The sequence below is a fragment of the Bacillus sp. FH genome (genome assembly GCF_052216825.1).
GTDB classification, from domain to species: Bacteria; Bacillota; Bacilli; order Bacillales; family Bacillaceae_G; genus Bacillus_A; species Bacillus_A paranthracis.
In genome coordinates, this window is sequence record NZ_JBQOUU010000001.1 from 182,593 (window position 1) to 203,634 (window position 21,042).

At 34.7% G+C, this 21,042-nt stretch carries 15 protein-coding genes, 2 pseudogenes and 2 other annotated features (1 of these 19 only partly in view); of the genes and pseudogenes, 3 read left to right on the forward strand and 14 right to left on the reverse strand.

The annotated features are described in order from the left end of the window. Nucleotides 1–97: 97 nt before the first annotated feature. From ACTT1L_RS01080 to ACTT1L_RS01090, 3 genes and pseudogenes are all read right to left on the reverse strand, one after another. A pseudogene (locus tag ACTT1L_RS01080) lies at nucleotides 98–600 on the reverse strand (pyridoxal-phosphate dependent enzyme); the annotation flags it as partial. A 119-nt stretch (nucleotides 601–719) separates the two neighbouring features. Further along, nucleotides 720–1,109, reverse strand: a complete 390-nt coding sequence (locus tag ACTT1L_RS01085; RefSeq protein WP_071741960.1) for a VOC family protein — start codon at nucleotides 1,107–1,109, stop codon at nucleotides 720–722. A 191-nt stretch (nucleotides 1,110–1,300) separates the two neighbouring features. Beyond that, nucleotides 1,301–1,465, reverse strand: a pseudogene (locus ACTT1L_RS01090) (hydrolase); the annotation flags it as partial. Nucleotides 1,466–1,687: 222 nt separating this feature from the next. Between ACTT1L_RS01090 and ACTT1L_RS01095 the strand changes: the two are divergent. The 3 genes from ACTT1L_RS01095 to ACTT1L_RS01105 all read left to right on the forward strand — a co-directional run bounded on the left by ACTT1L_RS01095 (nucleotide 1,688) and on the right by ACTT1L_RS01105 (nucleotide 3,545). Beyond that, nucleotides 1,688–2,515: a peptidoglycan-N-acetylglucosamine deacetylase gene (locus ACTT1L_RS01095; protein ID WP_000551424.1), complete on the forward strand. Its 828-nt coding sequence runs from the start codon at nucleotides 1,688–1,690 to the stop codon at nucleotides 2,513–2,515. A 161-nt stretch (nucleotides 2,516–2,676) separates the two neighbouring features. Then, nucleotides 2,677–2,856, forward strand: a complete 180-nt coding sequence (locus ACTT1L_RS01100; RefSeq protein WP_076867669.1) for a hypothetical protein — start codon at nucleotides 2,677–2,679, stop codon at nucleotides 2,854–2,856. Between the two features lie 14 nt (nucleotides 2,857–2,870). Next, nucleotides 2,871–3,545, forward strand: a complete 675-nt coding sequence (locus ACTT1L_RS01105) for a TerC family protein (RefSeq protein ID WP_076867668.1) — start codon at nucleotides 2,871–2,873, stop codon at nucleotides 3,543–3,545. A 56-nt stretch (nucleotides 3,546–3,601) separates the two neighbouring features. On the opposite strand, the gene ACTT1L_RS01110 is transcribed toward ACTT1L_RS01105, so the two are convergent. The 11 genes from ACTT1L_RS01110 to ACTT1L_RS01160 form a co-directional block, all read right to left on the reverse strand. Then, nucleotides 3,602–5,575, reverse strand: a complete 1,974-nt coding sequence (locus ACTT1L_RS01110; RefSeq protein ID WP_000808752.1) for an LTA synthase family protein — start codon at nucleotides 5,573–5,575, stop codon at nucleotides 3,602–3,604. 518 nt (nucleotides 5,576–6,093) lie between these two features. Further along, complete coding sequence (locus ACTT1L_RS01115) at nucleotides 6,094–7,719, reverse strand: ABC-F family ATP-binding cassette domain-containing protein (RefSeq protein WP_000633868.1); 1,626 nt, start codon at nucleotides 7,717–7,719, stop codon at nucleotides 6,094–6,096. Between the two features lie 330 nt (nucleotides 7,720–8,049). Beyond that, nucleotides 8,050–8,898: a hypothetical protein gene (locus ACTT1L_RS01120; protein WP_000992226.1), complete on the reverse strand. Its 849-nt coding sequence runs from the start codon at nucleotides 8,896–8,898 to the stop codon at nucleotides 8,050–8,052. Between the two features lie 415 nt (nucleotides 8,899–9,313). Next, nucleotides 9,314–12,430: an MMPL family transporter gene (locus tag ACTT1L_RS01125; RefSeq protein ID WP_442821728.1), complete on the reverse strand. Its 3,117-nt coding sequence runs from the start codon at nucleotides 12,428–12,430 to the stop codon at nucleotides 9,314–9,316. Nucleotides 12,431–12,614: 184 nt separating this feature from the next. Next, entirely contained in the window at nucleotides 12,615–13,181 is a 567-nt protein-coding gene (locus ACTT1L_RS01130; protein ID WP_442821729.1) for a TetR family transcriptional regulator, read from the reverse strand. A 289-nt stretch (nucleotides 13,182–13,470) separates the two neighbouring features. Continuing rightward, complete coding sequence (locus tag ACTT1L_RS01135; protein WP_442821730.1) at nucleotides 13,471–14,628, reverse strand: GNAT family N-acetyltransferase; 1,158 nt, start codon at nucleotides 14,626–14,628, stop codon at nucleotides 13,471–13,473. Nucleotides 14,629–14,762: 134 nt separating this feature from the next. Next, on the reverse strand, nucleotides 14,763–16,052 hold the full coding sequence (gene aroA, locus ACTT1L_RS01140) for a 3-phosphoshikimate 1-carboxyvinyltransferase (RefSeq protein ID WP_000664611.1): 1,290 nt from the start codon (nucleotides 16,050–16,052) through the stop codon (nucleotides 14,763–14,765). A gap of 16 nt (nucleotides 16,053–16,068) precedes the next feature. Beyond that, complete coding sequence (gene tyrA, locus ACTT1L_RS01145; protein ID WP_061130977.1) at nucleotides 16,069–17,169, reverse strand: prephenate dehydrogenase; 1,101 nt, start codon at nucleotides 17,167–17,169, stop codon at nucleotides 16,069–16,071. After that, entirely contained in the window at nucleotides 17,162–18,262 is a 1,101-nt protein-coding gene (gene hisC / locus ACTT1L_RS01150; protein WP_061130976.1) for a histidinol-phosphate transaminase, read from the reverse strand. Before hisC ends, tyrA begins: the two co-directional genes overlap by 8 nt. Before the next feature lie 18 nt (nucleotides 18,263–18,280). Beyond that, nucleotides 18,281–19,453 carry a chorismate synthase gene (gene aroC, locus ACTT1L_RS01155; protein WP_001269400.1) on the reverse strand — a complete coding sequence of 391 codons (1,173 nt, stop codon included), beginning with the start codon at nucleotides 19,451–19,453 and terminating at the stop codon, nucleotides 18,281–18,283. Between the two features lie 53 nt (nucleotides 19,454–19,506). Further along, nucleotides 19,507–19,726: a binding site (T-box leader), on the reverse strand. 9 nt (nucleotides 19,727–19,735) lie between these two features. Then, a complete protein-coding gene (locus tag ACTT1L_RS01160) occupies nucleotides 19,736–20,812 on the reverse strand; it encodes a bifunctional 3-deoxy-7-phosphoheptulonate synthase/chorismate mutase (protein ID WP_001273581.1) in 1,077 nt (358 codons plus the stop codon). Between the two features lie 195 nt (nucleotides 20,813–21,007). Beyond that, nucleotides 21,008–21,042: a binding site (T-box leader), on the reverse strand (it continues 202 nt past the right edge of the window).

The window sequence follows — 21,042 nt, forward strand, 5'->3', positions numbered from 1 at the left end:
CATCTAAAACCACTACGAAAAACCTGTACATTTTACATATACAGGTTTTCGTTTCATCGATTTCCTATAGTGTAAGAAATAGAATATGAAAGAACTTTTAATGGTTTGATTCTCTCCTTATTTTTGGTAAACTCTTTACATCTGACCACTCTTCTATGGACCCTGCGTCTGGAAAAACTGTAACTACATTAAAATCCGAACCTTTTTCTCTCCCAATTTGTTTAGCGGCTAATAAATTCGCTGCCGCAGACGTTCCTATTTTCATACTAGTTTCATTATAAAAACGCGCCATTTCATACAAGGTCTCTTCATATGAATAAGTCCATTGTTTTTCTATCAAATTGTCTTCCTGTTTCCTTCCTAAGCCGAACCCACCTGATCCAGCATATTTCTTTAAATCATTTGGTGGTTGTTCAGAACCATAAGGCAATTCAGCAGGCATTACTAAATGTAGCTCAATTTTTTTGTATAATTCTTTACTGCTTTATACCCCCCCATTAGAGTTCCACCAATACCAGCAGATGCTACCCATGCATGAATTGGTTTCCCATTCATTTGTACAATAATTTCTTGGCCTGTACCTTCTATATGACTTAATACTCTATACTTTTTAATAACTCCCTTAACTAAATCTTCTTATATAAAAATCCCTACAAATGCTGTAGGGATTTATGACTCAATCATTTTGTTACACTTCATTACATACGAAAAGAGCTTCTTTATTCAAATGCGTTCATTAGCACAATTCTCCAACCATCTGGATCCTCTATTGTGATTCCTTTCTCTATCCAATACGGATTTTCTGGTTCCACCTCATGATAGCCCATATTGCTTAATCGATTCACTATTTTTTCAATTTCATCTTTATTAGGCATATAAAAAACTAGTAAATTATCTTTTGTCGGTGCCGGACAGGGACTTCCATTAACATGCGTTGTAAACTCCAAATGATACTCGGCATCCGGTAATCCAAACATAACTCCATCATATCCTTCATGATTGTGAAATTCTCCTATACGCTTTAATCCTAACCCCGTCTCATAAAAACATATAACTTCTTCAAATTTATCTGTTGGTCTTGCGATTCTAAATTGAACCCAATTCTTCATGCAAATCTCCTCCTTTTCGTTTTCCAAATATTTACAGTCATTATTATAGGTAACATATATTTCCTTTAACATCCCTCATTAGTGTGAGAACTACTTAAGTTGAAAGGCCTATTAGTTTATAAATAGTAGGCCTTTAGTATTAAATTCATATAAAATTAATTATATGGATATCAAGATAAAATAAACATTTCTTCCTTTTTGTATAAATTGCTATTTTGCATAGTTTCTAATGTTGTCCATGACTGTCCAATTGGATTCACATATTGTCTTTCTTCATTACAAATGTTCCAACGAGAAGGTGCTTCTTCATTTTAGGAATACTGTACTCCACATGTATTGCAAATATAATTAGCCATATTCCCCCTCCCTTTTCATTTCATTGTTTCTTTACCAATATCTTAATAAAAAACAAAAATATTCGAATCAATAATTGGAACGAAAATGAAGTGATACGAAAGTATGAAATCTTGCATACTTTTGGACAAACTTTTTTGCACTTGTAAAAAAGTTTTTTTGCAATTACCTCCCTATAATTGCTAATATAGTAGAGTAGAACTTTTATAGAGAGAAGGAAAATTATGCACAATGGAATTCGAATGACAACTTTAGTGAAAAGGGCTATTTTGATTTGCGCGGGGGTATTATTTACATACGAAGCGGCTTTAGGATCAACACATACTGCTCTAGCAAGTACAGAGGATGAAGCAAAATCTGTTCAACTTGTAAGTGAAATTCAATCGTCTCTTGCACCGAAAGAAGCTCCAAAACAATACAATGGGCAAGTTAGAAAAGTAGCTTATTTAACATTTGATGATGGTCCTGGAAAATACACAGCTGAGCTTTTAGATATGTTAAAGAAAGAAAATGCAAAAGCAACATTCTTCCTTATTGGTTCAAATGTAAAAGCTTTTCCTGATCTTGTAAAGCGTGAAGATGCTGAAGGCCACTACGTTGGGATGCACAGTATGACTCATAACTACAAGAAACTTTACACAGAAGGTCATTACGTAGATGAGATGAAAGAAGATCAAGGATTAATCGCTGGCGTTCTAGGTAAATCACCAGTATTAACTCGTCCTTCTTACGGCTCAATGCCAGGATTAAACGAAGCGCTTCGCAACAAAGTTGTTGAGAATGGGCTAAAAGTTTGGGATTGGACAATTGATTCATTAGACTGGAGATATAACAAAATGCCGGTTGACGCTGCATCAGCTAAAATTGTAGAAAACGTTATTAATGGTGCAAACAAGCCAACAGAAGTTATCCTTATGCACGACATTCATCCACAGTCCGTAAAAGCAGTACCTGGTATTATTAAAGGGCTGAAAGAAAAAGGATATGAATTAGAAGCCTATAGTGAGAACGAACACTTCCCATTAAACTTCTGGCACGATAATCGTATGTAATAAAAAGACTTGATTTCCTTTAACTAGGAATCAAGTCTTTTTATCGTTTTTGGAATTACTCCTCGTATATTCGACTCAATTCCCCCTCTCTCCTTCGTAAAAAAATACGACGTTTTCGTGCTAAGGAAGATAGATCTATTCATGAAATCAGAAGTAAAAACTTGGATAGTAGAAGAAAAAACCGTATTAAAAAGATGAATCGAAAAGCAAAAGAGATTGTAAAGGCGATTGATACGAAATTAAAACAGATTTATCAAAATACAGTAAGAAATTATGGATTGAATATACAAAGTCAATCCTATTTTTTATATTATCAACACTTTAGCACATATTACTCTTAAGGAGTGATATGTATATGGATTTCCTTTCAGCTGAATATTTGTCAGCCTTACTTGCCATTATTGTAATTGATTTAGTGTTAGCAGGTGATAATGCCATTGTAATTGGGTTAGCAGCAAGACGATTACCGAAAGATCAACAAAAGAAAGTTATTATATGGGGAACTATCGGGGCAATCGCGATTAGAGCCCTCGCTACTTTAGTTGTCGTTTGGTTGTTAAAAATACCAGGGCTACTTCTAATTGGTGGTGTACTCCTTATATGGATCGCTTACAAATTAATTGCTGAAGGCAAAGATCACGATATTAAGGCGGAAGAAGGTTTCTGGTCTGCTATTAAAACCATTATCATTGCTGATGCATTGATGGGAATTGATAACGTTCTCGCTGTTGCTGGAGCTGCGCATGGCAATTTTTCTTTAGTAATCATCGGGCTATTAGTTTCAATTCCAGTAGTAGTTTGGGGCAGTACATTAATTTTAAAATGGGTTGACCGTTATCCTATCATCATTACGATTGGAGCAGCTGTTTTAGCTTATACCGCTGCGAAAATGATTGTAGACGAGAAATGGTTCGCTGCATTTTTCGAAAGTAACCCTTTCATGAAATGGGCATTCATCATTATCATTATTGCCGGTGTAGTTTTCTTCGGAAAGGCAAAACAGAAAGCAACAGATGGTTCTATCTCATGATGATGTTTTATTTACAAACAAAAGGCACTATTCATAGGAATAGTGCCTTTTGTTATTTATTTAGCTTCCCCTTCCGGAGTCGTTTTTACTTTCGTTTTGTTTTTATCACGATTGTTATAGTTATACTTCGAACGATCTATCGGTGTAAATCCTTCCGGTGTGTAGAATCGTAATAAGTCACCATTTACGACTTGGTCAGAGTATTTTAACGAGTTTTGAACCATTTGTTCATTTTGTTTTATTTCATCTGTAAATTCTACTGGTTTTCCAGTCGTTGTATCATAGTATTTGCCGTTTAATGCAGTAACTGTTGGGCTTACGAAGTTGCCGTTACGGAACGCAACAACTTGTTTATGATCTGGTGATAATAAATCTGAACCAAATTGAACATAATTTTTTGTATCTGTTCCTAGTAAGTGTAAAAGAGTTGGAAGAACATCAATTTCACCACCATATTGATGTTGTACGCCACCTTTCACACCTGGTACACGAACGATAAATGGTACACGTTGTAACTGTGCATTTTCAAATGAGTTAATTTCTTTACCCATTACTTTTGACATTGCTGCATTATGATTATCTGAAATACCGTAATGGTCTCCGTACATAACGATAATAGAATTATCGTATAAACCAGATTGTTTCAAGTAATCGATGAAACCTTTTACAGATTCGTCTAAATAACGTGCTGTTTGGAAATACGTATCTACAGACGAGTCACCTGTGTTTGCTGGTTCAATTGTCGCTTCCTCTTTATCAATCGGATACGGGAAGTGATTCGATAACGTAATAAACTTCGTATAGAACGGTTGTTTCAATGTTTCTAATAACGGAATGGATTCATTAAAGAATGGTTTATCTTTTAATCCATAGTTTACTACATCTTTTTCGTTCATATCATAGTATGAAGCATCAAAGAATTTATTAAAACCAAATGATTTATAAATATCGTCACGGTTCCAAAATGTTTTATAGTTACCATGGAATACAGCTGATGTGTATCCTTGTTGTCCTAAAATTGCTGGTGCTGATTGATACGTATTATGAGATTTCGTTGTAAATACAGACCCTTGTGGTAAACCAAACATAGAATTCTCTAACATAAACTCCGCATCAGACGTTTTCCCTTGTCCTGTTTGATGGAAGAAGTTATCAAAATAAAGCGTATTCGCATCTTTTGTAAATGAGTTTAAGAACGGCGTAACTTCTTGACCGTTTAATTTATAATCAATTAAGAAGTTTTGGAATGACTCTAAATGAATATAAATTACGTTCATTCCCTTACCTTTACCGAAATACTCAGGATTCGGACTAGCATAAGTTGATGTTAAATAATTTCTTACTTCTGTCATATTATCTCCATCAGCTAACGCTCTTTCCGTTGATGCTTTCGCACTTTGAATTCCATCATAAATTGTGTAGTTATACGCCCCTAAATATTTCACAATATAATTTCGGTCAAACGTTCTTGTTAATAATTCAGGACGGTCAGATTCTGCAAGTCCTAAGTTAACACTGAATAATAAAATACCTGCTACAAATACTAGTGATACTTTATGCTTCGCAACACGAATTGGTTTTGGATTTGCAAATTTCGTTGCAACTAACACAATTAAAATAATTGTATCTAAGAAGTATAGCGGATCATAAAGATGTAGCAACGCAACAATACTACCACCTAAATCTCCAAAGTTATTCGTTTGTGTCAACGTCGGGAACGTAATAAAGTCACTGAAAAAGCGATAGTATACGACGTTTGCATATAAAAGAATCGACAATAACAAGTTGATAACAATTAACCAAATATAAGATCGTTTCCCTTTTGCAAATAATGCAAGTCCTAAAAATAGAACTGCTGAACTAAGCGGGTTGAAAAACAGCAAGAATTTTTGGATTGTATTTGAAATACCTAAATTAAATTCTGTTACATAAGCCGCATATGTTTTGAGCCAAAATAAAATAACGGCAAACAGAAAGAATCCAAAATGATTGCTTAGCACGCTTTTGCTCTTTAATAAGAATTGTTTCATTTCTCCACCTCTTTTGATCATCCAAGGCTTATTTTTTTATAAGTCTGTCTCTCTATTCAATTTTTTATCTTCAAATAGATTCTATTTATTTAACTATATGAAGAATACTAGTAATTATAATTTGAAGCTAGTATTTATTCAACTATTTCTTTCTATACATTTTGACCTTGGTTTCTATTTAACAAAATAAATTTGTAACATTTTCTGTTTTCTCCCAAGATTCATCCACTAATTATGACATCACATACTATATACCTTTATTCCCTACTTCGCAAATAAATATGTCTCCAGTTCTGGAACATTAATGTAATATAATTAAATTCACAATAGATAACATTTATTTTTTAATGTATATTATATTTCGTCAGTTATTTATGCTTCAGCCATTCTTCTATGTACAACATTCAAATCTCTTTCCTTCAATAAAATTATTTTTGAATAATTATTCACAATCCATAAAATACAATTTATAAAAAAACCCTCGCTCTCAAAACGAGAGCGAGGGTTTTCATCATTTATTATTGACCTTTGTACATTGCATCTACTTGTTTTTGAAGTTCTTCATTTTCTAAGAACTCATCGTAAGTAGCCTCTTTATCGATTACACCGTTTGGCGTTACTTCGATAATGCGGTTTGCAATTGTTTGTACGAACTGATGGTCATGTGATGTGAATAAAATTGTACCTTTAAATGCAATTAAACCATTGTTTAATGCAGTGATAGACTCAAGGTCTAAGTGGTTCGTTGGGTCGTCAAGTGTAATAACGTTTGCACCACTTAACATCATTTTAGATAACATACAACGAACTTTTTCGCCTCCAGATAGTACTGAAACGTTCTTCTTAACTTCTTCGCCTGAGAATAACATACGGCCTAAGAAACCACGTAAGAAGCTTTCTGACTCATCTTGTGGAGAGAATTGACGTAACCATTCAACTAAGTTGTAGTCACTGTTCTCAAAGTATTTAGAGTTATCTCTTGGGAAGTACGATTGAGATGTTGTAACGCCCCATTTAAATGAACCACTATCTGGCTCCATTTCACCCATAAGGATTTTAAATAATGTCGTCATCGCAATATCGTTACGACCGATAAATGCAACTTTATCACCTTTATTTAAAGTGAAGTACACATTATCTAACACTTTTTCACCATCAATTGTTTTAGAAAGACCTTCAACAGTTAATAAGTCATTTCCTACTTCACGTTCTGGTGTGAAGCCAACGAATGGGTAACGACGAGATGATGGCTTAATATCATCTAATGTAATTTTATCTAATAATTTTTTACGAGAAGTTGCTTGTTTCGCTTTAGATGCGTTTGAGCTAAAGCGCGCAATGAAGTTCTGTAACTCTTTTACTTTCTCTTCTTTTTTCTTATTAGCATCTTGTGTTAATTTTAAAGCTAATTGGCTTGACTCATACCAGAAGTCATAGTTACCAACATAAAGTTGAATTTTACCGAAATCAAGATCAGCCATGTGCGTACATACTTTATTTAAGAAGTGACGGTCATGGGATACAACGATAACTGTATTTTCAAAGTTCATTAAGAAGTTTTCTAACCATTGAATCGCTTTTAAGTCCAAGTGGTTGGTAGGCTCATCTAGTAATAGAATATCAGGTTGACCGAATAAAGCTTGAGCAAGTAATACTTTTACTTTCTCTGCCCCAGTTAATTCTGACATTTTCTTATCATGAAGGTCTTCACCAATACCTAAACCTTTAAGAAGAATTGCAGCTTCTGACTCAGCTTCCCAACCGTTCAGCTCAGCAAACTCACCTTCAAGTTCAGCAGCACGCATACCATCTTCATCACTAAAATCTTCTTTCATATAAATGGCATTTTTCTCTTGCATTACTTTGTAAAGACGAGTATGACCCATAATTACAGTTTCTAATACTGGGAACTCTTCGTATTCGAAGTGGTTCTGTTTTAATACTGCAAGACGCTCACCTGGCGTAATATGTATGTCACCTGTTGATGGTTCGATTTCTCCAGATAAAATCTTTAGAAATGTTGATTTACCAGCACCGTTTGCTCCGATTAAACCGTAGCAGTTACCTGGCGTGAATTTTATGTTAACATCTTCAAACAATTTGCGATCCGCGAAACGCAAACTAACGTTACTTACTGTAATCATTTGTGTCCTCCTACTAATACCGCTTATTTCAGCGTTTTCTCACCGATTGTCTTAAAAAATCGCATATTACGACTCAATTATTGTAGACTATAGTTATTATATAGTAGAAGCTGGATGAATAGCAACGGTTGATTGCTATTCCTTTCTTTCCAAACTTGAATAAAACCTTTGTTTTTAATTATATTAAAGTTACATACACGTTTTAAAGAGGATTCATTTTGAAAAAACATTTATAATTGGAGTATTATGTTTATCAATTGAAATAACACAATAATTTGTATGCATTTCGCATTATAAATAGCAAACTAAAGCACCAGGTAGTGTAAAAAGCTATTTCACCATTTGTATTATTAACTTATCTTTTAACATTGACCTATACGAGTCAATTTCATATTTTGTATTATTGATTTTTTCTTTGTTCATTTTTAACATATCAAATATTTCTAACTCTAAATTCCTTCTAGCTTCAAGAACTTTTATCGTTCCTTCTACACCTGAATGGTTATGTTCTTTCCCATAGCCTTGGTTCGTGTAATAGTCGACAAATCCTGTAGACCATTCTGGAGTTCTTTCTTTTAATGCCTTCCTAAATGAAAGTTCAAGATTATCTTGTTCTACATAGAATAACATTGGATTTAGATTCTCTATGATTTTTGCAACTTTCATTACATAATTTATTATTTTTTCTTTTTGTTCACCGTATTTAATCATCCCAATCGTTAATGGATTTTGTATGAAACAACATTCAAAAATATAAACCTTATCATCTTCTAGAGCAATTTCAGCAAAGTCATTCCATTTGTCAGCAATTAATTCAACATTTTTATCGAATGGTAATTCATATATATCGTTTCTTGAAATATCGTTACATAATTCGTCCGAAAACTGGTCACCAAACTCATTTTTTATCTTTCTGTATGGTAATAAATAATTGCTTCCTTTTTTTAAAACTCTTTTAAGAAGCACTTCTTTAAAATCTCCACTGTTAGATACTAATCTATCGAATTCAAATTTATTAAAACAAGATACACCATCATAGTCGGCGGGGTGGTTCAAATTCCCCTCTAAAAATAGTTCAACTTCAATTTTATTTTGGCTTAGAATTTCATTTATTAGCTTTGCAGTGGTCGATTTTCCGAATCCAGGTAAACCTTCTACTATTATTAGTTTTGCATTCATATTTATAAATCCCTTCCTTCAAAGTATTTAACCAAGATTTAAAAAATTAATTACTCCACTGCAATCACTCCTTCAAAATATGATATTCACCATTTCCTTTGAAAAATCCTTCTTAAAGTATCCTGACCGTTAGTTTAAGAACATTTTTTCACAATCTCTACCATTATTTTAACATAAATTTTCCATTTATCTTTCAAACCAAATACTTTGTCAGTAATCCCCAATCGTTGCGCTGCTGTTTTTACTGTTTTCTTTTTCTCTTCCTTTGCAATTTTACTATATAAAAGTACTTAAACAATGTAATACCAATTAAAAAAGGGATGCTAAATCATATGTGATTTACATCCCTAATTTGTGTGTTATTTTATATGTTCTCTCCCATAACTGAAACAGTTACTTTTAAAAGGCGATTCTTTTATTTCCTTTCACTTAATTTCTTTGCATAATTCTTCATTTTACTCGTTAAGCCTATTAAAGCAGGTAGCAATATCGGCATCACAATAATAGCTAATAGTAACAATGCAACACCAACAACGGATGCTACTTGTATAAGCGTTAATACACCTGAAGGGATTAATGCAGCAAATGTACCACCTAAAATAAGTGCCGCTGATAATACGACTCCTCCGATATGACGAGAAGCAGTTACAATTTTCGTCGCTGGGTCCTCTTCTAACTCATTGTATCTCATCATTACAAAAATACTATAATCCACTCCTAAAGCGACAATCATTATGAAACTAAAGAATGGAACATTCCAGCTTAGTGAATCTACGTTTAGTAAGTGTGTACTAATTTGTTCACTTATACCAAGTGATGCAAAATAAGCTAATATTAAAGATCCAATAATAAAGATTGTGTTTAATAATGAACGTGTAATCACGATTAATACGATTGCAATTCCAATTAACATAATTGTAGCTGTACGTAAGAAGTCTTGCCCTGTTACTTCTTTTAAATCAACGTTTCTAGCTGTTGTTCCTCCAATTGCTGTTTTCGCATGATTTAATTCCGTCCCCTTCAAAGTACCATCTATCGGTTTATTGATTTCTTGAATAATTGGCATGGCTTCTTTTGAATACGGATTTACGTCTAAAATGATTGTCATTTTAGCAGTCTTTCTATCATGTGACATGTACGTATTCAAAGCTTTTTGGAAATCTTCTCCCTCCAAAACTTCTTTTGGAATATAAAATTTCTCAGAGCTTTTTGATTCATTTAGTTCTCCTAAATATTTCTGAGCATCCCCTAGGCCGTTACTTACCTTTTCAAGGCCTTCTGTACTTTTAGATAGTCCTGATTGTAATTGTCCCATCTGTTCTTGCAAGTCTTTCAGTCCGGTTAATAGCTGACCTTGCCCATCGTTTATTTTCGTTAATCCGGTTTGTAACTCAGATGACTTGTTTGCAATTTGTTTTGAACCTGTTGCTCCTTCATTTAATCCATTTTTAAGATCAGCTGCTCCTTTTTGTAACTTAGTAACTCCATTGCTCATTTCTTTTAAGCCGTTATCCACTTTCAATAACGATTGATTCGCTTCTTTAAATGATCCCATCGCCGCATTGTGCTGCGCTGCTAATTGATTTAATTCATTTGACAGCCCACCTAATTGCTTTTGAGCCTCTTTAGCAATTCCTATCGTCTGCAGAATGTTAGGATCATTTGCTAATTCTGGTTTCGTTTGAATGAAATTGGTCATTAACATTTCAATTTGTTCATAACCTTTCTTCGCACCGTCAATCGCTTGAGAAATACTTCCGAAGTATTGATCGTAAGAACTTAAACCTTTTTCTAACTGCGTATAGCCAGCATGAAGTTGTGAAGTTGCATGAGATAATACACTTATATTTTCATTTACTGAAGTTAACCCACTCTCAATTTGCTGCGCACCTTTTGCTCCGTCATTTATGCCATTTGATAGTTGATTTAAAGCTGTTCCTAATGCCGATACACCATTTTTCGCTTCATTTGTTCCATCAATTAACTTTTGAACGTTTGCAAGACTATTTGAATCCTTACTACCCATTTTATCTTTCGCAGTAGTTAATCCATCATTAATTTCCTTTATACCACCATTGGCATCTCCTAAACCTGTATTTAGTTCACCCGCTTGTTTATTTATATATAGTTCTTTAATTCTTTCACCAGTTGGACGTGTCGGTGCATATACTTCTGAAACACCTTTCACTTTCAAAATCTTTTCAGTTAGTTCATCTAAAGTTTGAAGCGAACTCGCCTCATCTAACTTATTATTCGATTGAATGACTAACGTACTTGGTGAAGAAAAACCAGGTGGAAAATGTTCTTCTATTACGTTAATCCCCATTTTCGACTCATATTTATTGTCTACTTCAAATAAATCGTTGTAATTAAGTGTATTAGAATACTTTAATACGAAAGGAATCGATATCACGAATACAATAATTAAAGCGACAAACGGTCTTGCAACTGAATTTTTCGCAAAGAATCCCCATAGACGACTATCTTCATGGCCTTTAAATGTTTTAACTGGATAAAACATCCCTTTTCCTAGAAGCACCATGAAAAATGGATTTAACGTAGTTAATACGAGTAATAATACTGCAACACCAATTGCTACCGCTGAAGTAGATTGATATAATTTAAAGCTCGCTAAAGCAAGAGATGCAAAACCAATTAGTACTGCTATCCCGCTATATAAAACGGTTTTCCCTGCCGATTTAAATGTTTCTTTCGTAGCCAAAAATGAGTTTTCTTGTTTACTTAATTCTTCTTTAAATCTCGTAAATAATAAAATGTTATAGTCTGTTCCAACCCCAAACAGGACAACAACTACAAAGACTTGCGTAAAGTTTGAAAACGGGAAATTAAATTGATCTACAAGATGGGCAATAACCCCCATTGAAACTAAGTACGATACACCAACTGTAAGAAGTGAAATAATCGGAACAACAGGTGAACGGAATACAATGATTAATACTACAAGAATGAAAATGATAGAAATAACTTCAGTCTTTTTCACTCCCTCTTGAGAAGATGTAAGAAAATCACCTGCTACTAAGTCACTTCCTGTTAAGTACGTTTTTACCCCTTTCGTTTTCACTTTATTATGAAGATTATTTGAAACTTTCGATATTTCACCATGTTTTTTATCTATCGATATTTGCGTTAAAATAGTCGTATTATCTTTAGAAACGAATTGTTTCTCTAATTCTTTATTATCTAAATGTGAAACAATTTCTTTAATTCCTAATTGTTCTTTTTCATTTTGCAAAGCATTGATTGTTTTTGTTATTTCCTCTTTTTGTTCAGTCGTTAAAGCTGTTTTACTACCACTATTAAAAACTGCTATAATCTCATACTTTTCTGTCCCGTCTTTATTCATTTCTTTTATCATTTTGTCAGCAATACTACTTTGTTCTGTATTAGGAATCGTAATGTGCCCTTTTTCTTTCACTAATTTATCCATATTAGGCATCGTAACGATCATTGTAATGGTAATAACTATCCACAATAGAAAAGATAAACTTCTCCAATTTCTCAGCTTGCTCATTTGCATCATCTCCCGCGATTAAAATTTCATGTTAGTTACGGAATGAATATTCATTCCTATTATTTTGAAAACACCCTTTCGGAATGAACGTTCATTCCTCTCGTTCTATTAATTTACTTTTTAGCTCTATTAAACTATGGATTTCGGAATGAATGTTCATTCCTATCCTTATAACGCTATAGAATCAAATGATTCTAATAGCATTCCAACAGCTTTCTTCCAGTTCTTTTACCAATTCTTCTGTATATTCTAATTGGCCTGTTTCTATTACTTTAATTAATTTTTCAATCGGTTGATATACAATGATAATTAACGCAATTGGTGGTAATGGACGGAGAAAACCTTTTTCGATTCCATCCTCAATCAAGTCCATAAAGAAACCCATAAAATCCTCGAATATTTCATTACTATGTTCATCGAGAAAATAACTATCACAGTGAGAATTCGTAAAAAGAAAAGCATCTGCATTTTGTCTTGCAAATTCAAATAAACGGTTGTATGTATGGCTAAACTGTTCACGAATATTTGCATTGACTGGAAAGTCGGTTTTTATTAACTCTGATAGCTGTAAAACACTTTTCGTAAATAAAGAATTAACAAGTGCTTCTTTATTTTCAAAATAACGATAAATGGTACCAGCACCTACTTTTGCTTTTTCAGCAATCATCGGAATTGTTGTACCATCATAACCTCGTTCTGCAAAAAGTTGTATTGCCGCATCAAAAATGTCTTCTTGTTTATTTTTAGCCATTTTTTCACCTCAATTTCAGGAATGAAAATTCATTCCGTTTTTAATTATAAATTACATCGGATAAAAGTCAAGTGTATGACAAGTATCATTGCGTTTTTAATCCCTTGTTTTGTGAAAAAATTTATATCAGCGATTATTAAAATATATCAGCGATTTTCAGGATATATCGGCGCATCTCTAATTATATCAGCGATCTTCAAAATATATCGACTTACCGACAAAAACTGACAACATTTGAAGAAGCTATTCCAAATGAAATTTTAGAATAGCCCGATTTCAAATATGCAGATTAAAAGAAATCATAAATAAACGGCTTGTGCACTGGTACTACATTCTCAAATGCCCGTATTTCCTCTTCGCTTCCGCTAATTAATTCTAATTCATTTAGTTCTAATGGGCGTTTGTATCCAAGCAATATTGTAGATAGTGCATTTATATCTAGCTTGATCCCTTTATCCATCGTTTCTTCTATAATTGTTATTTCATAATTTGCAAGTCTCACTGATACATTATTCCACGGTGCAAATGAATCTGTAATGTGTAGAATGACTTCTTGTTGTACATTGTTCCAGTTTAACTCATACTGTTTTAAGAAATGCTCTACATCTACAATTCTTCCCATAAAATATGGTTTTATTTCTGTTTTCACACGTGGTTCTTGCAATGTATATAACAACTGTTCGTTTTCACTTACTGTCATTTCAAGCTCTTTAATCATAGAATCATGCTGGCAAATAAAATTCCATAGACCATTTCGTGCTTCATTATGCAGTGGAACAAATTCATCTACTGTCATTTTATAGTTTTCTATTTTATATAACATATAGCCGGCTGCAGTTTTATTTTCATCGTAATAAATTGCTAATGTTAAATCCTCATAAACAGCTTGTAACCACCATTTTTCATTGCGAACAAGCATACCAGAAAAACGTTCTGCAAATGTTTCATAAAGCTTCTCGACTTCTTCTGGGTGATTTTCTTTATTGAAACGTTTCACAGTACCATTCACTTGTTTTTTCATAACTAAATCACTCTTTGTCAAATGACATACGAGAAGATTCGCACAAAGTTCCCAGCCGTATTTACGGTAAAATGTAACAGCAAATGGATGTAACATTGATACTGTATATCCGTCTTTTTTCATCGTTTGAAGAGAATGTTGAAGCAATTCTTTCACATATCCGCTTCTTCTGTATTCTGGATACGTCGCTACCCCTGCAACGCCACCCATTTTAAATTTTTCTTTTCCTATGTATATATGAAACGGAATAAGGTGTAGTTTTGCAGCTAAGTCATTACCTTCCATAATACCGTATACTTCATGACTTTCCTTCATTCTTGTAAGTTGCTGCTGCATTCGTTCTTCTTCAACTTTATATTGAAAAGCGTATTCTGATAAGCGTAATGCTTCTCTAAATTTATCTTCTTTTAATCGTATAACGTTCATAAATTTTCCCCCTTCTTTATTTGAATTGTACCATAATTTAAAATATTACAGTGCGGTGAATGAAATTATATAGACTTAACGACACAAATTCAATATAAAAAAGCAGATACATCCTGTATCTGCTTCTCATCCATTTATTTAGTTAACCTTTGAAGTTCTTCGAAGAATGTAGGGTATGATACGCCTACTGCTTCTGCGTCTTCAATTGTTGTTTTTCCTTCTGCTAGACAGCCGGCAATCGCAAGCATCATTCCGATGCGGTGATCACCATAACTATTAACTGTATTTCCTTTTAAAACTGATTTCCCGTAAATAATCATCCCGTCTTCAGTTGCTTCTATGCGAGCACCTAGTTTCGTTAATTCCGCTACGACTGTATCAATACGGTTTGTTTCTTTTACTTTTAATTCGTGTGCATCTTTAATTACTGTAATTCCTTCTGCTTGCGTTGCCGCTAATGCGATTACAGGAATTTCATCAATTAATCTAGGGATAATATCTCCGCCGATTTCGATTCCTTTTAATGAAGATGTTTCAATTGTAATGTTTGCAGCTGGTTCTGATGCTCCTTCGTTAATTGGCTCTACAGTGAACGTAGCACCCATTTTCTCTAAAACATCAATAATACCTGTACGTGTTGGATTCATACCTACATTTTGTAATACTAGTTTACTATTTGGAATAATTGCACCTGCTACTAAGAAAAAGGCAGCTGATGATACGTCACCTGGTACTTGAACATCCGTCGCTGTTAACTTTTGTCCACCTGCTAGTTTCACTGTCTTTCCTTCGCGAGTTACTTTGACGCCAAATGCTTCAAGCATTCTTTCCGTATGATCGCGAGAAATATGTGGTTCTGTAACAGCTGTTACACCTTCTGCACGAAGTCCTGCAAGTAAAATAGCTGATTTCACTTGTGCGCTTGCTACCGGGGAAGTGTATTCAATTGCTTTTAAATCCCCACCACGTATTGTTAGCGGTGTAAACGTTCCTTCTTCGCGGCCATCAATGTTTGCACCCATTTGTTTTAATGGATTTGTTACACGTTTCATCGGTCTTTTTGCAATAGACGCATCACCTTGTACGCAAGAGAAAAATGGTGTATTTGCCAAAATTCCTGACATTAAACGTATAGTTGTACCAGAATTACCAACATCTAATACAGCTTTCGGTTCTTGTAAACCTTCTAATCCTTTACCAACTACAGTGACTTCATCACCGTTTTGTACGATGTCTACTCCCATTTCTTTAAAACAAGAAATCGTACTTAAACAGTCTGCACCAGGCAAGAAACCTTTAATTGTTGTTTTTCCTTCTGCAATCGCACCGAACATGACAGCGCGGTGAGAAATCGATTTATCTCCTGGAATTGTAATATTGCCATTTAATCCGTTATTAACAGGTTGTATTGTTCTTTCCTTCACGTTTTCACCTTCTCATTTAAATTGTTTCATACGTTTGGTATTTTTCTTCTCCAAGCGCTAGCTTTGCTTTCATACGATCTTCTTCTCGTTGGAAGCTAATACGTAATACCCCAAGCAATCCTTCACGTGCTTCTAATATTTGCAAGTTCGTAATACTAATTTCTTCGCGCGCTAAAATACTCGTAATGTGAGCCAATGCCCCTACTTTATCTAAAACATCGACGTATAAGTCGTGATAGGCAGGAATCGCCCCTCTCTTTCTTACCGGTAAAGAGTCACGGTATTCTTTCGCATCCGCAAAATAGTTTTGAATCTCGCCTGCATCTCCGCTAGAAACTGTATCATATAAATCTTCCATTTCAGAGATCCACTCTTTTAATAATACCATTAAATGCTCTCGATTTTGCTTAACAATATCACTCCACATTTTCGGACTACTAGATGCGATACGTGTAATGTCTTTGAAACCTCCAGCAGCTAGCTGATGGATAAGTGGATTATCTCCTGCATGTTTCTCCACTTGCTTTACTAATCCAGCGGCAATAAGATGCGGGAAATGACTAACGATCCCTGTTACATAATCATGTTCTTCTGTATTTAAAACAAGGAAATGTGACCCTGTTCCTTTTAACCAATCTTTTAACTCTTCCACAGGTTCATTTGGCATATGATTCATTGGCGTTAAAATATAAAATGCATTTTCAAATAAATGCGCTTTTGCACTTTCAACTCCCGTTTTATGAGAACCTGCCATCGGATGTCCACCAATGAAAGAAATTTCCTTTGAAAATAAAGCTTCCGCTTCATTCATAATTGTTCCTTTTGTGCTACCAACATCGGTTACAATAACATCTTTTCGTAAACGAAATGACGCTAATTTGTGTAATAACTTCTTCGTTTCTTCAACTGGTGAAGCAAAAACAATTAAATGTGCCTCTTCACATGCATGTTGTAAATTTACTGCTATTTCATCTACTACGTGTAATTCTTTTGCACGCTCTACTTGTTCTTGAAATATATCATAACCTGTTATCGTTACATCGTGCTCTTTCTTAATTGCTAATGCGAGAGAGCCTCCGATTAAACCAGTTCCAATTAATACTACCTTCTTATGCATTTGCCTCATCTCGAGACTTTCTTTTTTTATTTTCAAAGTGTTGTTGTAACACTGAAATCACTCCTTCATTTTGCTCCCTTGTTCCGACTGTAATACGGACGCCATTTGGGAACGGACGAATAATAAATCCTGCGTGTGCACAAGCTTCATAAATCTCTCCAGCATTCTCAACTGGCAAAAAGATGAAATTTGTTTGCGATGGATAAAATGGAATATCATGTTCCTTACAAAAGCTCTCGTATTGTTGTAATCCCTCTGTATTTACACGAACTATTTCCTCAATAAACTCCTCATCACCAAAAGCAATCGTCGCTGCTTTTTGTGCTAATGAAGATACGTTAAATGGCAAACGTACGACATTTAATTTTTTGATTAACTCTTCATGTCCAACCGCATATCCAACGCGGAAAGAAGCTAATCCGTACGCTTTAGAAAACGTTCTAAGTACAAGAATATTTTTATGTTTTTCTAAAAGCGGTAATGTCTCTGGAAAATCTTTTGCTGTTACGTATTCATAGTACGCTTCATCAATGACAATTAACGTATTTTCACTAATGCCTTCAATAAATTGAGTCAATTTTCGGTCATTCACATATGTGCCTGTCGGGTTATTTGGATTACAAATCCATACGATTTTTGTATTGTTATCTACTACTGAAGAAATTTCGTCTAAGTCGTATACACCGTTATTTAACGCAACTTCCTTCACTTCGCAACCTTCTATAATTGCATGATGACGGTACTGCGGGAATGTTGCTCCAGCCGTTACGATGTTATCACCTACTTTTAGTACTGCACGGCTTATTATTTGAATGACTTCATCTAAACCACTACCGCAAAGTACTTGTTCCATTTGCACATGTAACTTATTTGCAATTGTTTGACGGAGCGTTGTAGCACCTCCGTCAGGATATAAAGCATGATCCAACCACGATTTTTGCAACTCATCTAAAACTCGTGGTGAACAGCCGAATGGATTTTCATTCGATGCTAATTTAACAAACGAATGATCTCCGTACACTTCTTTCATTTGTTCAGGTGATTTACCTGGTTTATATGGTTGTAATGATGATAGTTGCTCTTTTACTTGCATGTTAAAACCACCTTTTTATTAAAATTCTTTTGCGTATTTATTATGTTGCGTAATGTTTTGTTGAATTAATTCCATACGATCTTTTCCGAATTGTTCGACTAGTGCATGTGCAAGTTCCCATGCTACAACAGATTCAGCTACTACACCTGCTGCTGGTACTGCACAGCTATCAGATCTTTCAATACTCGCTTGGAATGCTTCTTTCGTATCAATGTCAACGCTTGCTAACGGTTTGTATAATGTAGGTATTGGTTTCATTACACCTCTTACGACAATTGGCATTCCCGTTGTCATACCGCCTTCTAAACCGCCGGCATTATTCGTTTTTCTCGTGTATCCTTGTTCTTCATCCCATAAAATTTCATCATGCACTTTACTTCCTGGCTGTCTTGCCGCTTCAAAACCAACGCCAATTTCAGCACCTTTAAATGCATTAATACTCATAATCGCACCGGCAAGTTTTGCATCTAATTTACGATCGTAATGAACGTAACTACCGACGCCAATTGGCATACCTTCTGCAATAACTTCAACTATACCACCGATTGAATCTCCGCTACTTTTTGCGTTATCAATCGCATCCATCATCTCTTGTTCTACTGTTTTATCTAAACATCGAACTGGTGAATTTTCAGTAATTGTTTGAATTTCTTCAATTGACAAGTTTGAAATATGTTTTGCTTTTACTCCACCAATTTCAAGTACATGCCCTGCTATTTCTACGCCTAATTCTTTTAAAATTTGTTTCGCAACTGCACCAGCAGCTACACGAACTGTCGTTTCTCTTGCAGATGAGCGCTCTAGTACGTTTCTTATATCACGGTGACCGTATTTAATTGCCCCGTTTAAATCCGCATGTCCTGGACGTGGTTTCGTAATTGTACGTTTCATTTCTTTACTTTCTTTTTCCGAAATTGGATCTGCACCCATTACTTTCGTCCAATGTTTGAAATCATCATTTTTTACGATTAACGTAATTGGTGAGCCAAGTGTCATCCCATGACGAACACCACTTACAATTTCAACTGTATCTGTTTCAATTTGCATACGTCTTCCGCGTCCGTGCCCTTTTTGTCTTCTTAATAATTCTTTATTAATATGTTCCGCCGCCAGCGTTAAACCTGCTGGTACACCTTCTAAAATAACTGTTAACTGCGGTCCATGTGATTCTCCAGCTGTAATGTATCTCATTTCTCTTGCCCCTTTACTATTTTTTTGTACAAAAAAGTCCCTACTGAGCGCTCAGTAGGGACGATGTTCATCGCGGTACCACCCTAGTTGTAGACTTCTTTCGTCTACCTCTCTTCTTCTTTAACGATCATTAGACCGTCTTTCCCATCAAAACTTGACGAAAAAGATGCTCCAAGGCTGTAATTCATGCTTACCTTTGTACTGATTCACACCGACCATCAGCTCTCTTTAACAGTGAGATAACCACTACTGTTTCCTCTTCAGCGCATATATGATATGAAATTAAGATAATTTATTTTTGAATCCTTTTAACTCTTCCATGAATTTATGGAATTCTGGAATATCCATTTGTTGTGCAGAATCTGATAATGCAACTGCTGGATCTGGATGTACTTCAGCCATTACTGCATCTGCGCCAATTGCAAGAGCCGCTTTCGCTGTTGGTAATAATAAATCTCTACGTCCAGTTGAATGCGTTACGTCAACAACAACTGGTAAATGTGTTTCTTTCTTTAAAATCGGTACTGCTGAAATGTCTAATGTGTTACGTGTTGCTCTTTCGTATGTGCGGATACCACGCTCACATAGAATAATTTGGTCGTTACCTTGTGCAATGATGTATTCTGCTGCATTAATGAACTCATCAATTGTTGCTGCTAATCCACGTTTTAATAATACTGGCTTGTTAACTTTACCTACAGCTCGTAGTAAATCGAAGTTTTGCATGTTACGTGCACCAACTTGAATTACATCAACGTAGTCTAATGCCATTTCAACATCATTTGGATTTAAAATTTCACTAATGATTGCTAAGTCGAATTCATCTGCTACTTGGCGTAAAATTTGTAATCCTTCTACTCCTAAACCTTGGAAATCGTATGGCGATGTTCTCGGTTTGAAAGCACCACCGCGCATTAATTTTAAGCCTTGGTCTTTCATCGCTTGCCCTACTTGGCGAACTTGTTCTAAGCTCTCTACCGCACAAGGTCCCATGATGAACGTTTGTGTGCCGTTACCAATCAATTCACCTTTTACATCAACGATTGTGTTTTCTTGTTTCTTTTTACGTGATACTAGTAATGCTTTACGGTTATCATCTTCTTGTAATTCTAAGCTAGCTTTGAAGATTGTTTTGAAAATATGTTGAACCGTTGACGTTTCGAATGGTCCTTCGTTATTCTCAGCGATCATATCAAGTACTTCACGCTCACGTACTGGATCAAAACGTTTCGTACCTTGTACTTGCTTTTGCTCCCCAATTTTTTGAACGATTTCACCACGTTTGTTTAAAAGGTGTAATAGTTGTAAGTTAATTTCATCTACCTGTTTACGTAATTGATCTAATTCATGATTTGCCATTTGGAAATCCTCCTCTAATGTTTTAAAAGTATAGTAAGAGAATGAAAAATTCTCTATTTTCTGAACTGGTCAATTATACAAATTTAAAGTGGAATCGATACCTCTTCTTATTTTAAACTAATCATTCGTACAAAGACACTCTCTACTAGTTAAAAACCCACTTTTTTTGTACAAAAAATCCCTACTGATGCAATCAGTAGGGACGATATTTATCGCGGTACCACCCTAGT

Coding starts and splice junctions, on each gene's coding strand:
- ACTT1L_RS01085 (WP_071741960.1), bottom strand. CDS start 1,109: ATGAAGAATTGGGTTCAATTTAGAATCGCAAGACCAACAGATAAATTT.
- ACTT1L_RS01095 (WP_000551424.1), top strand. CDS start 1,688: ATGCACAATGGAATTCGAATGACAACTTTAGTGAAAAGGGCTATTTTG.
- ACTT1L_RS01105 (WP_076867668.1), top strand. CDS start 2,871: ATGGATTTCCTTTCAGCTGAATATTTGTCAGCCTTACTTGCCATTATT.
- ACTT1L_RS01110 (WP_000808752.1), bottom strand. CDS start 5,575: ATGAAACAATTCTTATTAAAGAGCAAAAGCGTGCTAAGCAATCATTTT.
- ACTT1L_RS01115 (WP_000633868.1), bottom strand. CDS start 7,719: ATGATTACAGTAAGTAACGTTAGTTTGCGTTTCGCGGATCGCAAATTG.
- ACTT1L_RS01120 (WP_000992226.1), bottom strand. CDS start 8,898: ATGAATGCAAAACTAATAATAGTAGAAGGTTTACCTGGATTCGGAAAA.
- ACTT1L_RS01125 (WP_442821728.1), bottom strand. CDS start 12,430: ATGAGCAAGCTGAGAAATTGGAGAAGTTTATCTTTTCTATTGTGGATA.
- ACTT1L_RS01130 (WP_442821729.1), bottom strand. CDS start 13,181: ATGGCTAAAAATAAACAAGAAGACATTTTTGATGCGGCAATACAACTT.
- ACTT1L_RS01135 (WP_442821730.1), bottom strand. CDS start 14,628: ATGAACGTTATACGATTAAAAGAAGATAAATTTAGAGAAGCATTACGC.
- tyrA (WP_061130977.1), bottom strand. CDS start 17,169: ATGCATAAGAAGGTAGTATTAATTGGAACTGGTTTAATCGGAGGCTCT.
- hisC (WP_061130976.1), bottom strand. CDS start 18,262: ATGCAAGTAAAAGAGCAACTATCATCATTACAACCATATAAACCAGGT.
- aroC (WP_001269400.1), bottom strand. CDS start 19,453: ATGAGATACATTACAGCTGGAGAATCACATGGACCGCAGTTAACAGTT.
- ACTT1L_RS01160 (WP_001273581.1), bottom strand. CDS start 20,812: ATGGCAAATCATGAATTAGATCAATTACGTAAACAGGTAGATGAAATT.